The organism is Roseivivax halotolerans, assembly GCF_900115815.1.
Taxonomy (GTDB): Bacteria; Pseudomonadota; Alphaproteobacteria; order Rhodobacterales; family Rhodobacteraceae; genus Roseivivax; species Roseivivax halotolerans.
Map to the genome: position 1 here is coordinate 476,977 of NZ_FOXV01000001.1, position 14,455 is coordinate 491,431.

Annotated in this window: 12 protein-coding genes; 10 read left to right on the top strand and 2 right to left on the bottom strand. The window is 63.9% G+C overall.

What is annotated here, in order from left to right; all coding sequences use genetic code 11:
- Positions 1 to 29: 29 nt before the first annotated feature.
- Both ppsR and BM171_RS02375 read right to left on the bottom strand, forming a co-directional pair.
- The gene (gene ppsR, locus BM171_RS02370) at positions 30 to 1,454 is read right to left on the bottom strand and encodes a transcriptional regulator PpsR (protein ID WP_425438930.1); all 1,425 of its coding nucleotides are present in this window, start codon (positions 1,452 to 1,454) and stop codon (positions 30 to 32) included.
- Positions 1,427 to 2,230: a cobalamin B12-binding domain-containing protein gene (locus BM171_RS02375; protein ID WP_093009170.1), complete on the bottom strand. Its 804-nt coding sequence runs from the start codon at positions 2,228 to 2,230 to the stop codon at positions 1,427 to 1,429. Before BM171_RS02375 ends, ppsR begins: the two co-directional genes overlap by 28 nt.
- Positions 2,231 to 2,505: 275 nt before the next feature.
- Between BM171_RS02375 and bchF the strand changes: the two genes are divergently transcribed.
- The 10 genes from bchF to puhC all read left to right on the top strand — a co-directional run bounded on the left by bchF (position 2,506) and on the right by puhC (position 14,438).
- On the top strand, positions 2,506 to 3,000 hold the full coding sequence (bchF, locus tag BM171_RS02380; protein WP_093009291.1) for a 2-vinyl bacteriochlorophyllide hydratase: 495 nt from the start codon (positions 2,506 to 2,508) through the stop codon (positions 2,998 to 3,000).
- Entirely contained in the window at positions 2,997 to 4,286 is a 1,290-nt protein-coding gene (locus tag BM171_RS02385; RefSeq protein ID WP_093009171.1) for a ferredoxin:protochlorophyllide reductase (ATP-dependent) subunit N, read from the top strand. The genes bchF and BM171_RS02385 overlap by 4 nt, the downstream gene beginning before the upstream one ends.
- Positions 4,283 to 5,800 (top strand): ferredoxin:protochlorophyllide reductase (ATP-dependent) subunit B, encoded by a 1,518-nt coding sequence (gene bchB, locus BM171_RS02390; RefSeq protein WP_093009172.1) that lies wholly within the window; start codon positions 4,283 to 4,285, stop codon positions 5,798 to 5,800. The genes BM171_RS02385 and bchB overlap by 4 nt, the downstream gene beginning before the upstream one ends.
- Positions 5,790 to 9,350: a magnesium chelatase subunit H gene (locus BM171_RS02395; protein ID WP_093009173.1), complete on the top strand. Its 3,561-nt coding sequence runs from the start codon at positions 5,790 to 5,792 to the stop codon at positions 9,348 to 9,350. The genes bchB and BM171_RS02395 overlap by 11 nt, the downstream gene beginning before the upstream one ends.
- A gap of 247 nt (positions 9,351 to 9,597) precedes the next feature.
- Positions 9,598 to 10,416, top strand: coding sequence for a ferredoxin:protochlorophyllide reductase (ATP-dependent) iron-sulfur ATP-binding protein (gene bchL, locus BM171_RS02400; protein ID WP_245760167.1), 819 nt, complete (start codon positions 9,598 to 9,600; stop codon positions 10,414 to 10,416).
- A complete protein-coding gene (gene bchM / locus BM171_RS02405) occupies positions 10,416 to 11,072 on the top strand; it encodes a magnesium protoporphyrin IX methyltransferase (protein WP_093009175.1) in 657 nt (218 codons plus the stop codon). Before bchL ends, bchM begins: the two co-directional genes overlap by 1 nt.
- Complete coding sequence (locus BM171_RS02410; RefSeq protein WP_093009176.1) at positions 11,069 to 12,493, top strand: PucC family protein; 1,425 nt, start codon at positions 11,069 to 11,071, stop codon at positions 12,491 to 12,493. Before bchM ends, BM171_RS02410 begins: the two co-directional genes overlap by 4 nt.
- Before the next feature lie 24 nt (positions 12,494 to 12,517).
- Positions 12,518 to 13,291, top strand: coding sequence for a photosynthetic reaction center subunit H (gene puhA / locus BM171_RS02415; protein ID WP_172975047.1), 774 nt, complete (start codon positions 12,518 to 12,520; stop codon positions 13,289 to 13,291).
- Between the two features lie 34 nt (positions 13,292 to 13,325).
- Positions 13,326 to 13,964, top strand: coding sequence for a photosynthetic complex putative assembly protein PuhB (gene puhB / locus BM171_RS02420; RefSeq protein WP_093009177.1), 639 nt, complete (start codon positions 13,326 to 13,328; stop codon positions 13,962 to 13,964).
- A 9-nt stretch (positions 13,965 to 13,973) separates the two neighbouring features.
- Positions 13,974 to 14,438, top strand: a complete 465-nt coding sequence (gene puhC / locus BM171_RS02425; protein WP_093009178.1) for a photosynthetic complex assembly protein PuhC — start codon at positions 13,974 to 13,976, stop codon at positions 14,436 to 14,438.
- The last annotated feature ends 17 nt before the right edge of the window (positions 14,439 to 14,455 follow it).

Here is a 14,455-nt window from a genome sequence, read left to right on the forward strand (position 1 = left end):
TGTCGGTTCAGACGGGGCATAGCCCGGTCCTAGTCCTTGTCGGACCCGTCCCGGCTCAGAAGATCGTACTTACGCAGCTTCACGTAAAGCGATTGCCGCGACAGACCGAGCATCTCGGCGGCGGCCACGCGATTATTGCGCGTCAGATTGACTGCCGTTTCGATACACATTTTCTCGACAACGTCAGTCGTTTCGGCGACGATCTCTTTCAGAGTGGCGGAGCCGACGAGTTCCATCACGTTGCGGCTCGATTCCTCTGAGGCGTGCATCTGCGTGCGGCGCATCGACTCGATGCGGCTGGTGTCGCGAATGACGAAACCGATCTGAGCGTCCGGATCCTTGGAGATCAAGGTTGCCGACATCTCCACCGATGTCTCGGCGCCATATTCGTTGATCGCTTTGGTTGAGTAGAAGCGCATCTTGCCCGCCCGACGGGCGTTCTCGATCAGCACGTTCAGATCGACCTGCCCGCGGCTGAGAAACTCGCCAAGCTTCCGGCCCTTTACGTCCGTGAAATGAGCAGCGTCGACCATCTCAAGGAAGGCGTCATTCGCGCTCTGGATCGTGCCGGTTGCAGAGGTGATGACCATCGCATCCGCGGCATTGGCAAAAAGCCCGCCGAGATCGCCCCTGACCGCTTGAGCCCCGTCACCGGCAGTCGCCGACCCGCCGTGGCGGCCAAGCCTCAGGATCAGAACGCGTTCACCCGAAGCCCTGAAAACCTGCGGCTCGAAGCTGATTTCGGACTGGTCTCGCCGCGTCTCTGCGACGAGGTCGTCCGCGTTCTCGGAAATTGCCGCATTCACGAGCATTTCCACGAATTCCTCGCGGCCGCGATTGGTGAACTCGTTGGCGAAGATCGCGCCAACCAAGTCTTCCCGCGACGAGCCGAGGAGAGTGGCTGCCGGATCGTTCAGATCCTTAATGCGTCCGTCACTCACGGAAACGAAGACCACCGGGTCCGCGACCGTCCGCAAGAGAAGACGATACCGGGCGTCGAATTCGCGCCGCGCTTCGTATCCCTGCTCGAGCGACATCTGCGCTTGAACAAGCTGCGCCTGCGTCTCCGCCACGAGGCTGAGATCGCGACCTAGCAGCAGGGTCTCTCCTTCCTGCAGGCCCGGATACACATCGTAGCGGACAGGAAATTCCCAGGTCTTTCCATCTTCATGGTTAAGCTCGACCGGCCGCCGGATCTGTCCGGTCTTGCGGAATGTCTCAAGAGCCGCGTCGAGTTTCGGGCGGCTTTCGACCGTGAGTACGTCGCTGATCGGTGAGCCGATCCAGTGCTGAAGGGAACTACCAAGGGGTGCCCCCGCGACGCTCGTCACGATGCCATTGCTGTCAATGCAGACTGCAAGGTCGCACGCCGCCGAAAGGAGACCGTCTATGTAGGACCGATTCGCAACCCCATCGGGTAGCGCTCTCATATCCTTGGCCCTGTCTCCCGGCATTTTTTCGATCCGTACCCAGCGTTTAATCTAATCAAGCAATACCTCAACGCTTCGACAGCGTCATTCGTTGCCAGGTCGGCACCGGCGAGTTCGTTCGGGTTCGGGACGAGATCGAGCACCAACCCACCCAAGATAGTCGGCGGCGCCACGGGAAGCGAGTGCTTAAGTGAAGAAATCATTTTGCCAATGCCACTTAGCGTCTGCGGCCGCGAACAGGAAAACAACACGCCATCGTAAGGATCGGCGCGCAGTGCGTCACCAAGCATGTCAGTGCTCGGTGCGAACAGCATCTGAACGGATGCAGCGCGACGGCGCAGCTGCGCCCCGACCACGTGCGGCCCGAGGGTGTGCGTGTCGCCTTCCGGGATCACCAGCAGCAGCGACGGATTGCGAATATCGTTGTTTTCGTTGTGAAGGGGCGGGGCGAGGACCGATAGAAGACCCTGAAGCCGCGCCGATCCGATCGTGACATCCGCGAAGCTCAGATCGTCCTCGCACCAGGCGGCACCGAGGCTGCGCGCGGCAATCGGGATGCACCGGTCAACGATATCGTCACGGTTCAAGCCCATGAGCAATGCTTCCGCAACCGTGTCCTCCGAAGAAAACATGCCTTTTTGAAGGACGCGACGTTCGAGCATCTCAGCCACTTCAAGAATACGACGTTCGCCACGAAAGCGGTTTGAATCGCGCAGCATCGAAACCACGCTCCCCGCCAGGGCCGAGACGTCGGGTCGATCCTCTGGGGAAGTGGTCGGGCTTGTCAGGAAGTCGGACATAGTCACTCGGACAATCGCTTGGCGCTGGAGAATACCAACTATTCAAGTGTGAGGGCGCGGTCGGCCTGTTGTCAAATGAAACTGACATACAGACGTAGATCGCGGCGCCAGACCAGCCGAAATCCGAGGATCTGTCTGGATCACGAGCTTGAATGTCGCTTGAAGCTGACAATTCGCGGGGAGCCGCCAGGGTTCCGAACTTCGACTGTAAGTTTGAATTGACACTTTTTGGCTCTGACAGATACGCTGGCGGTATGAGCCATCTGGAATCGCCCATGACCGTCTCGGCATCGTCGGAGTTCCCCCAGAGCGCCGCCGCGCTCTACACGCCTGCCCAGCGCGCACGGCGTGACGCCACGCGCTGGACGCTGGTGCAAGGTATTCTCGCGCCGGTGCAGTTCCTGGTCTTTCTGATCTCGCTGGGCCTCGTGTTGCGCTACCTCGCCACGGGCACGGGCTACGAAGCGGCCACCTATTCAATCCTTGCGAAAACGTTGATCCTCTACGTTATCATGGTGACCGGCGCGATTTGGGAGAAGGTCGTGTTCGGCCAGTACCTCTTCGCACCTGCCTTCTTCTGGGAGGATGTGGTCTCTTTCGCGGTCATCGCGCTTCACACCTACTACCTCTGGGCGCTTTTCACTGGGTCGCTGGCCCCGGAGGCGCAGATGACCGTCGCGCTCCTGGCCTATGCGATCTACGTGCTGAACGCGGTCCAGTTCCTCGCCAAGCTGCGCCGTGCGCGCAAGGATGAGGAGGCACGGGCATGACCGATCGCTTCGCGCCCCCTCCCGCCACCGGCTGCCGCAACACGCCCGTTCTGAAAGAGCGCGGCCAGCACGAAGTATTTTGCGGTCTGACCGGGATCGTCTGGCTGCACCGCAAGATGCAGGACGCCTTCTTCCTGGTTGTGGGCAGCCGCACCTGCGCGCATCTTCTTCAGTCGGCCGCCGGTGTCATGATCTTCGCCGAGCCGCGCTTTGCGACCGCGATCCTGGAGGAAACCGACCTGGCCGGTCTTGCGGACGCGCAGGAGGAGCTCGACCGCGTCGTGCACGAGCTGCTCGCGCGGCGTCCCGATATCCGCCAGCTCTTTCTTGTCGGCTCCTGCCCCTCCGAGGTCATCAAGCTCGATCTCGCCAAGGCGGCAGAGCGACTGTCAGCCGCCCATGCTCCGCGGGTTCGGGTGCTCAACTATTCGGGCTCGGGCATCGAGACGACCTTCACGCAAGGCGAGGATGCGTGCCTTGCGGCGATGGTGCCGGTCCTGCCGAAAACCGAGGCGCGCGAGCTTCTTCTGGTCGGTGCGCTGCCTGACGTGGTCGAGGAACAGGCTCTGTCGCTGCTCGACGCCATCGGTGTCGGCCCGGTGCGGGTTCTGCCAGCGCAGACCAAGGACAGCGAATACGGCATCGGCCCCAACACGGTCTTCGCGCTGACGCAGCCGTTCCTTGGCGATACCCACGCCGAACTGACCCGCCGCGGTGCCCGGCATATTCCCGCGCCCATGCCGTTCGGGGAAGAGGGCACCACGCGTTTTCTCGAGGCTATCGCCGCCGAATTCGGGATCGGCCCCGAGGTCGTGGCTCGCGTGACCGAAAGCCCGCGCGCCCGTGCGCGAGAGGCTGTCCGCAAGGTGGCCGAGCCGCTTTGGGGCAAGCGTGTCTTCTTCTTCCCCGACAGCCAGCTTGAAATTCCGCTGGCTCGATTTTTGGCGCGCGAATGCGGAATGGAGCCGGTCGAAGTCGGCACGCCCTTCCTGCACCGCGAGATCATGGGGCCGGAACTGGATCTTCTGCCGGAGGGGCCGCGCCTCTCCGAAGGTCAGGACGTCGACAAGCAACTCGCGCGGGTCCGCGAGGACCGTCCGGACCTCACGGTGTGCGGACTTGGCCTCGCAAATCCGCTCGAAGCCGAAGGACTGGCGACGAAATGGGCCATCGAGCTCGTATTCACGCCCGTGCATTTCTATGAACAGGCCGCTGACCTCGCGTCGCTTTTCGCGCGCCCGTTGCGCCGGAGCCGCGCGCTGGCCTTCGAGGAGGCGGACACGTGAAGCTGACCGTCTGGACATATGAAGGCCCGCCACATGTCGGTGCGATGCGCGTTGCGACGGCGATGAAGGGTCTGCACTACGTGCTGCACGCCCCTCAGGGCGATACGTATGCGGATCTTCTGTTCACGATGATCGAGCGGCGCAATCACCGTCCGCCGGTGACCTACACGACGTTCCAGGCGCGCGACCTCGGCTCTGATACAGCGCAACTCTTCAAGACAGCCTGCCTCGAAGCCTATGACCGGTTCCAGCCGCAGGCGCTGATAGTTGGGTCTTCCTGCACGGCCGAACTCATCCAGGATGATCCCGGGGGAATGTCGGAAACGCTGGGCCTGCCGATCCCTGTCGTGCCGCTCGAGTTGCCTTCGTATCAGCGCAAAGAGAATTTCGGCGCGGACGAGACCTTCTTCCAAGTCGTGCGCGCGCTCGCCCGTCCGATGGACCGCACGGCGCGCCCGACCGCGAACCTGATCGGGCCGACGGCGCTGGGCTTCCGGCATCGCGACGATATCACTGAGGTCACGGCCCTGCTGGAAGAGATGGGCATAAGCGTCAATGTCTGTGCACCTTATGGCGCGACGCCTGGAGATCTGACCGATCTCGGCGCGGCGCATTTCAATGTCCTGATGTATCCCGAAACGGGCGAGAGCGCGTGCCGCTGGATGGAGCGCGAGCTCGGCCAGCCTTTCACCAAGACCGTGCCGATTGGCGTCGGCGCGACCCGCGATTTCATTGAGGAAGTCGCGAAACTTGCCGGAGTAGAGCCGAAAATCGACAGCGAGCGGTTGCGTCTGCCCTGGTACTCGGCCTCTGTCGACTCGACCTACCTGACCGGCAAGCGGGTCTTCATCTTCGGTGACGGCACCCATGTCGCCTCCGCTGCCCGGATCGCGCGCGATGAGATGGGGTTCGAAGTAGCCGGGCTTGGCTGCTACAACCGCGAGATGGCGCGTCCGATCCGGGCACTGGCCCGCGATTACGGCGTCGAGCCGCTCATCACCGACGATTACCTCGAGGTGGAGGCCGCGATCGAGACCGTCGCCCCCGAGCTGATCCTTGGCACGCAGATGGAGCGGCATATCGGAAAGCGCCTCGGCATTCCTTGCGCGGTCATCTCGGCCCCTGTTCACGTTCAGGATTTCCCCGCTCGTTATTCCCCGCAGATGGGGATCGAAGGCGCGAACGTGATCTTCGACACATGGGTGCATCCGCTGGTGATGGGCCTCGAAGAGCATCTTCTGACAATGTTCCGCGAGGATTTCGAGTTTCATGACGAGGCCGGCCCCTCGCATCACGGCGGCAAGGCCAAGCCTCGGATCGAAAACGAAGAGCCGCAGATGCCGGGCAGCGTCGAGGTGGTCTGGCTGCCCGCCGCCGAGAAAGAGCTCAAGAAGATCCCGTTCTTCGTGCGCGGCAAGGCCAAGCGCAACACCGAGACCTTCGCCGCCGAGCGCGGCACACGCGAAATCAGCGTTGAGACCCTGTATGAGGCGAAGGCCCATTATGCGCGATGACGTGACCCATACCCGCGGTTACCGCATCGTCATCGTGACGCTGGACGCCCATGCGGCGGGTCCGGTCGAACGCGCGAAGCTGCGACTTGCGGGCGACTTTCCGGGTCTTGATGTCAGTGTGCATGCTGCGGCGGAATGGGCCGAGAACCCCGAGGCATTGGAGCTTACCAAGCGCGCGCTCGCGAATGCCGACATGGTCGTGGTAAACCTTCTGTTCCTCGAGGAACACATCAAGCCGATCCTGCCCGATTTGCAGGCCGCGCGTGCCCGCGTCGATGGTTTCGTCGGCGTGATCGCCGATGCGGAGATCGTCAAGCTTACCAAGCTTGGACGGCTCGACATGTCGGCGCCGCAAAGCTCCATGATGCGGCTGATGAAGCGGCTGCGCGGCTCGTCCAAGCCGTCCTCGGAGGATGGCGAGAAAAAGATGAAGATGCTGCGGCGTCTTCCACGCATCCTCAAGCTCATTCCCGGCAAGGCGCAGGATCTGCGGTCCTGGTTCCTGATCATGCAATATTGGCTGGGCGGGTCTGACGACAACTTCGAAGCGATGATCCGGTATCTTTTGTCCCGCTATGCCGGGCCGGAAGAGATGCGGGGCGGCGTTGCGCCCGAGCCGCTCGAATATCCTGAAACGGGTCTGTATCACCCCGATCTGCCGGAACGGATCACCGAGGACGAGAGCGATTTGCGGGGCCCCGCCAATCCCGTGGCGACTGTCGGGCTCTTGCTCATGCGCTCCTACGTCCTCGCCGGGGACACCGGGCATTACGACGCGGTGATCCGCACGTTCGAAGAAAAGGGCATCCGTGTTCTCCCCGCCTTTGCCGGTGGCCTTGACGGTCGCCCGGCGATCGACGCGTACTTCAAGGACGAGACCGGCGCGCGGATCGACGCGCTGGTATCGCTCACTGGGTTCAGCCTGGTCGGCGGACCGGCCTACAATGACAGTGACGCGGCAGTTTCTCTCCTGAAGTCGCTGGACGTGCCTTATGTCGCGGCGCATCCGCTGGAGTTCCAGACGCTCGGCCAATGGGCGGAGGCGAGCCAGGGTCTCGGTCCGATCGAAACAACGATGCTGATCGCGCTGCCAGAGCTTGACGGCGCGACCTGCCCGACGGTGTTCGGCGGCCGCCACGGGGATGGCGGCTGTGATGGTTGCGCGCATCGCTGCCGTCCGGGCGCGACGGCCAAGGCGATGGCCCCTTGCCCCGAACGGATAGAGAGCCTCACGGAGAAAGTGTTGCGCCTCGCGCGTCTCAAGCGGAAGGCACGCGCCGACACGAAGATCGGCATCGTCCTGTTCGGTTTTCCGCCCAATGCCGGCGCGGCAGGGACGGCAGCGCATCTCGACGTTTTCCAGAGCCTCTTCAACGTGCTCCACGCCATGAAAGCGCGCGGCTACGATCTGACCCCGCCTCAGACGGTGGCGGAACTCCGCGCCGCCGTTCTTGAAGGCAACGCGACGCAATACGGGCAAGAGGCCAATGTCGCCGCCCATGTCGATGCCGATACGATCGTGCGGCAGACACCGCCGCTGAAGGCGATCGAGGCCGTCTGGGGCCCGGCGCCGGGTCGTATCCAGTCGGATGGGCGCGGCGTCTTCGTCCTCGGCCAGCATTTCGGCAACGTCTTCGTCGGCCTGCAGCCCGCTTTCGGCTGGGAAGGCGACCCGATGCGTCTTCTGTTCGAAGGCGGCTTCGCCCCGACCCATGCCTTTGCGACCTTCTATCTGTGGTTGCGGAACACGTATCAGGCCGACGCGCTCTTGCATTTCGGAATGCACGGCGCGCTCGAGTTCATGCCGGGCAAGCAGGCGGGTCTCGGCGCGCGCGACTGGCCGGATCGGCTGATTGGCGAGATGCCGAACGTCTATCTTTACGCCGCCAACAACCCGTCAGAGGCGACACTCGCAAAACGGCGTTCCGGGGCCGTGACGGTGACACATCTGACACCGCCTCTCGCGCAATCGGGGCTCTACAAGGGGCTTCAGGCGCTGAAGGAAAGCCTGTCGCGCTGGCGGTCGATGGCGGGGAACGATCCGCGCCGGGCCGAGCTTGAAACGCTGATCGCGGAAGAGGCGCAGGCCGTCGACATGGGTGGCCGCGACCCGGAGGCGCTGTGGCTCGCGCTTCTCGAGACAGAAGAGGCCCTGATCCCCGAAGGTCTGCACATCGTCGGTCAAACCCTGTCAGACAAGACGCGCGCAGACTATCTGGACCTCCTCCCAGATGCGGGCGCAGAGATGCGTGCGCAGGCCGATGCGGCGCTGAGCGGATCGGGTGAGATGGACGGCCTCATGGCAGCGCTCGAGGCGCGCTATGTCGCGCCGGTGCCGGGTGGCGATCTCATCCGCAGCCCCGAGATCCTGCCCACGGGCCGCAACATCCACGCCTTCGATCCGTTCCGCATGCCCACGGCCTTTGCCTGCCGCGATGGCAAAGCGCAGGCGGAGCTGCTTCTTCAGACGCATGAGAGCCTGCCGCGCTCTGTCGCGCTAGTGCTCTGGGGCTCCGACAACATCAAGTCGGACGGCGCGCCCCTGGCGCAGGCACTGGCCCTGATGGGGGCTGTGCCGCGCATGGATGCGTTCGGGCGGATCTCGGGCGCAGATCTGATCCCGCTCGAGGAGCTGGGCCGCCCGCGCATCGACGTGATGATGACGCTTTCGGGCATTTTCCGCGACCTTCTGCCCTTGCAGACCCGGATGCTTGCCGAAGCTGCCCTGAAATGCGCCGAGGCGGACGAGCCGCTTGAGATGAATTTCATTCGCGCCCACGCGCTGGCCTACATGGAAGAGCATGGCTGCGACATGGGAACGGCCGCGCTGCGCGTCTTCTCGAACGCGGAAGGGGCCTATGGGTCGAACGTCAATCAGCTCGTGGAAAGCTCCGCCTTCGGAAACGAGGACGAGCTTGCCGACGCCTACCAGTCCCGCAAGAGCTTCGCCTACGGGCCGAACGGAAAGGCGGCGGCCAACCCAGAGCTTCTGAAAGCGACCCTGTCGCGCGTGGAAGTGGCTTACCAGAACCTCGAATCCGTCGAACTGGGCGTGACCACGGTTGACCACTACTTCGACACGCTCGGCGGCATTTCCCGCGCGGTGAAGCGTGCGCGCGGACAGGAGGCAGCCGTCTATATCTCCGATCAGACGCGCGGCTCCGGCAAGGTGCGGACGCTGGCGGACCAGGTTGCGCTGGAGACGCGGTCGCGCTCGCTCAACCCCAAATGGTTCGAGGGGATGCTCAAGCACGGCGCGCAGGGCGTGCGGCAGATCGAGGCGCAGGTGACGAATACGCTCGGTTGGTCGGCGACGACCGGATCGGTCGAACCTTGGGTCTACCAGCGCCTGTCCGAGACCTTCGTGCTCGATCCTGACATGCGCGCACGCCTGGCAGAGCTTAACCCGACCGCATCGAGCCGCATGGCGAACCGGCTCCTCGAGGCGCATGACCGCGCTTATTGGCAGCCCGATGCGGAAACGCTCGCCGCTTTGGAAGAGGCGGCAGAGAGCCTCGAAGACCGGATGGAAGGGGTAGCCGCAGAATGAGACCCTGTTTCACCACGATCACGCAGCGCAAGGCGGTCACGCCGCATGCGCTATCCCGCTCAGAAGAAGCAGGGCGCAACGCCCCTGCCGTCAGGAGGACCATATGAGCCCGCTCGACAAGCAACCGCCCAGCCATCGCGCCGCACTGCGCGAGGCCGCAGGGCTGGAGGCGCGTCAAGTCAAGGCGCCGCCGGTGATCCGCGGCCAGGACGGAGAAGGATCGGTGCAGGTGCACCAGGATCCCTCCATGAAGATCGAGGGTGCGCAGGTCTTTTCGGTTTACGGCAAAGGCGGCATCGGCAAGTCGACGACCTCGTCGAACCTGTCTGCGGCCTTCGCCTCCATGGGCAAGCGCGTTCTGCAGATCGGCTGCGATCCCAAGCACGATTCGACCTTCACGCTGACCGGGCGGCTCCAGCCCACGGTGATCGACATCCTCAAGGACGTTGATTTCCACGCCGAAGAGCTGCGTCCCGAGGATTTCGTGACCGAGGGTTGGGGCGGTGTGCAGTGTATCGAAGCCGGTGGCCCGCCGGCTGGTACGGGCTGTGGCGGCTATGTTGTCGGCCAGACCGTGAAGCTGCTCAAACAGCATCACATGCTCGACGATACCGACGTGGTGATCTTCGACGTTCTCGGCGATGTCGTCTGCGGCGGCTTTGCCGCGCCTCTGCAACACGCGGACCGCGCGGTGATCGTCACCGCCAACGATTTCGACTCCATCTATGCCATGAACCGCATCATCGCGGCGGTTCAGGCAAAGTCGAACAATTACAAGGTGCGGCTCGCGGGCTGCGTTGCAAACCGCTCGAAAGAGACCAACGAGGTCGATCGTTTCTGCGATACGGTCGGCTTCAAGCGCATCGCGCACATGCCCGACTTCGATGCCATCCGGCGCTCGCGGCTCAAGAAAAAGACGCTGTTCGAGATGCCTGACGAGGCGGACATCATTCTCGCCCGGGAAGAATATCTCTCGCTCGCGCGGACGCTTTGGGCTGGAACAGAGCCGCTCGCACCGCAGCCACTGCCCGACCGCGACATCTTTGAACTTTTGGGGTTCGACTGATGAGCTACGAGCTGACCCGCGCCCGCGTCGAGACTTATTTCGACCGCACCGCCACTCGCACCTGGGAGGCGCTGACCTCTGATGCGCCGGTCAGCCGTATTCGCGAAACCGTGCGTAAAGGCCGGGACGAAATGCGGGAGACACTGCTGTCCGCATTGCCAACGGATCTGAGCGGCGCGCGCGTGCTCGATGCCGGATGCGGGGCAGGGCAGATGAGCCTCGAGCTCGCCAAGCGTGGGGCGCAGGTCACCGCTGTCGATATCTCGCCGGAGCTTTTGAAGATCGCTGCGCGCCGGATGCCAGAGCACCTTGCGGATCGAGTCGAGTTTCGCGCGAGCGACATGCTCGATGCGGGGCTCGGGCAGTTCGATCACGTGGTCGCGATGGACAGCCTGATCTACTATACACAAGGCGATCTCGACCTCGCTCTGAGCAGTCTGAAATCGCGGGCGGACCAGGTGGTCTTCACAGTCGCGCCGCGCACCCCGCTCCTCATGGCGATGTGGCAGGCCGGAAAGCTCTTTCCGCGATCGGACCGCTCGCCGGTGATGGTGCCCCATGCGCCCGGAGGGATCGTCCGGCGGCATGGCGGGCGTGACCTCGGCCGAGTGTCGGTCGGCTTCTACATCAGCCACGCATTTGAGGTCGCTGCATGAGCCAGCCGCGCCTCATAAAGCTGACACAGCGCTTTCTGCCCTTCGCCGATGCGGCGTCGGAGCATCTGCCGCTGTCGCAGCTTCTGCGGCTGTCGCTCTTCCAGGTGTCGGTCGGCATGGCGACGGTCATGCTTCTTGGTACGCTCAACCGCGTGATGATCGTCGAGCTTTCAGTGCCGGCGACCATCGTCGCGGTGATGATCGCGCTGCCGGTTCTGATCGCGCCGTTCCGTGCATTGCTGGGCTTCCGATCCGACACCCACCGCTCCGCCCTTGGCTGGAAGAGGGTGCCTTATCTGTGGTTCGGCTCACTCTGGCAGATGGGCGGGCTTGCGGTCATGCCCTTCGCGCTTTTGGTGTTGGGCGGCGACGTGGTGCACGAGGTGCCCTTCGCCGGAGAGGTGCTGGCCGCGCTCGCCTTCCTGATGACGGGTCTCGGACTGCACATGACGCAGACCGCGGGCCTTGCCCTCGCCGCGGATCGCGCCACCGAAGAGACGCGCCCACGCGTCGTCGCGCTTCTCTACGTGATGTTCCTCGTTGGCATGGGGATCTCGGCCATCGTGATCGGCTGGCTCTTGCGGGACTTCACGCCGCTCAAGCTCATTCGCGTCGTGCAAGGCGCGGCGGTGGTGGGCCTTGCGCTCAACCTCGTCGCGCTCTGGAAGCAGGAGAAAGTGCGCCCGATGTCTGCGGCAGAGCGCGCCGAACCGCGTCCGAGCTTCCGCGACGCGTGGGCGGATTTTGCCAAAGGGGGTGTCGCCGGGCGGCTCTTGGCCGTGGTTTTTGTCGGCACGATGGGCTTCAACATGCAGGACGTGTTGCTCGAGCCCTACGGCGGCGAGATCCTGGGGCTGTCGGTGTCCACCACGACGCTTCTCACAGCTATGTGGGCGGCGGGTGCGCTCGTCGGCTTTGCTTTGGCTGGCCGTATCCTGGCGCGGAACGGCAATCCCTATCGCATGTCCGCCGTGGGTGTCCTGATCGGCGTGATGGCGTTCTCGGTCGTGATCTTCGCCGCGCCTATGAATTCCTCCGCACTTTTCTTTGCAGGGGCCGGCCTTATCGGCCTTGGCGGCGGCTACTTCGCCGTGTCCACGCTCATGGCGGCGATGACCATGCCGGCCGAAGGGGTTGCGGGACGCGGGCTCGCGCTTGGCGCGTGGGGCGCGGCGCAGGCGACGGCGGCGGGCCTGTCGACGGCGGTCGGCGGCGGCCTGCGGGACTGGGTCAACATTCACGCGATGGCGGGCGATCTCGGCCCGGCCCTCGCATCCACCGCGACGGGATATTCCGTCGTCTACCACCTCGAAATCGGTCTTCTCTTCGTGACGCTGGCGGTTCTCGGTCCGCTCGTGACGCGGATGCGGCGGCCGAATGTCGGCCCGGCGAAGTTCGGTCTCGCCGATTTCCCGACCTGAGCATCATGATGGAGGATCCAAGCCATGATCAACGACTATCCATTCGGTAACCTCGACCTGGCGAGTCTCTCGCTGTGGCTCTTCTTCATCTTCTTCGTCGGTCTCGTGATCTGGATTCAGCGTGAGAACCAGCGCGAAGGCTATCCGCTTGTCGATGAAGACGGCAGCCAGGCCGATGCCGGTTCTGTCTGGCCCAATCCGGCGGACAAGACCTTCGTCCTGCCGCATGGACGCGGCACGTTGACTGTCCCCTCGGGTCAGCCTGCTGATCGCGACGATTTCCACGGCAATCTCACACGTGAGTTCGCTTCCGGGGGGTTCCCTTACGATCCGACCGGCAATCCGCTTGAACAGGGGGTCGGCCCCGCAGCTTGGGCAAACCGTCGTGACGAGCCGGAACTTGACGGTCACGGCAATCCCAAGATCGTTCCGATGAAGGGAGACGCGCACTTCACCGTGGCTGCCGGCAACGATCCTCGCGGTCTTCCGGTACGCGCCGGTGACAAGAAGATCGTCGGCATGGTCTCGGACATGTGGGTCGATGAGCCGGAGCAGCTCGTCCGTTATCTCGAGATCGAGCTTGAGGGCGGCGCCGGAACACGGCTCGTCCCGATGACGCTCTGCCGGATCTGGCGGAACACCGTCGATGTGAAGACGCTCTTCGGCGAGCATTTCGCAGGGGTGCCGAAGACGGCGAAGCCCGATGTCGTGACAAAGCTCGAAGAGGACAAGATCTCTGCCTATTACGGCGGCGGTGTCCTCTACGCGTCAAAGGCGCGGCTCGATCCGCAGCTCTGAGCGGCGCTTCGGGACAGGGAAAGGGAGGCACCAGATGTCACACGATGATTTCGCAACAGAGCCGGTCAACGGTCTGCCGGAGCGTCCCCCGCAAGGGGAGCACATTCTCTGGCAGGGTCGCCCGAACACCTGGGCGCTCGCCAAGGAGGCGTTGAGCCTGCCTTGGGTGGCTGGCTACTTCCTCGTGCTTGCGCTCTGGCGGTTCATCGCAGTGAGTGATCTGGTGCCGTTCGGCGAGGCCTTTGGATCGGCGATGCCGTTTCTGATCCTTGGTGGCATCACCCTGACGCTGCTGTGGCTGATCGCGCTCGTCCAGGCGCGGGCCACGGTCTACACCGTCACCAACCGCCGGGTTGCGATGCGGATCGGCGCGGCACTGACAGTGACGCTGAACTTGCCGTACACGCAGATCGGGTCTGCCGATCTTGCGCGGCGCAAGGACGGGACGGGTACGATCTCGTTCACCACGCTAGGTGAAACGCGCCTTTCCTACCTTGTCTGCTGGCCGCATGTCCGGCCCTGGAAAATGAACCCGACCCGTCCCGCCTTGCGCTGCATTCCAGATGCCGAGACGGTCGCGCGTCTGATCGGCGAGGCCGCCCAGACCCGGATCACCGAGCCGCGCCTTGCGCGCCAGCCCGACCCGGCTGCCGCAGCCGTCGCCGCGGAATAGGAGGAGACCATGTCCAGTCGAACCGCACCGCGTTACCGCCACGAAGAGCCGGACCTCGTGCCTGTCGCCCTCGTCCGCGCGATGTCGGCCCTCGTTGCGGTCGTACTCGCGCTGACGGCGTTTTGGGTCTGGACGGGTCGCCCCCTCGAGGCGACGCCGCCGGAAAGCCCGGTCGCCGAGGAACGTATTCTCTATCTCAAGGGCGAGCTGTCCGGTGCCGCGCAGGTGCGTGACGCCGAGGGAGCACTCGTCGCTGAATACGGGCCTGACGAGGGCGGCTTCATCGCCGGCGTCTATAGGGTCCTCGAACGCGAGCGCATCAATGCCCGCGTCGCAACGGATGGGCCTGTTCGGCTCGTCGCCTACGAGAACGGCCGGTTGGCGATCTTCGATCCGTCGACCGATTGGCGCGCCGACCTGATGGGGTTCGGCGCAGATAACGCAGCAGCCTTCGCCACGTTGCTGCGTGACTAACTCGGACAAAGGGAGCC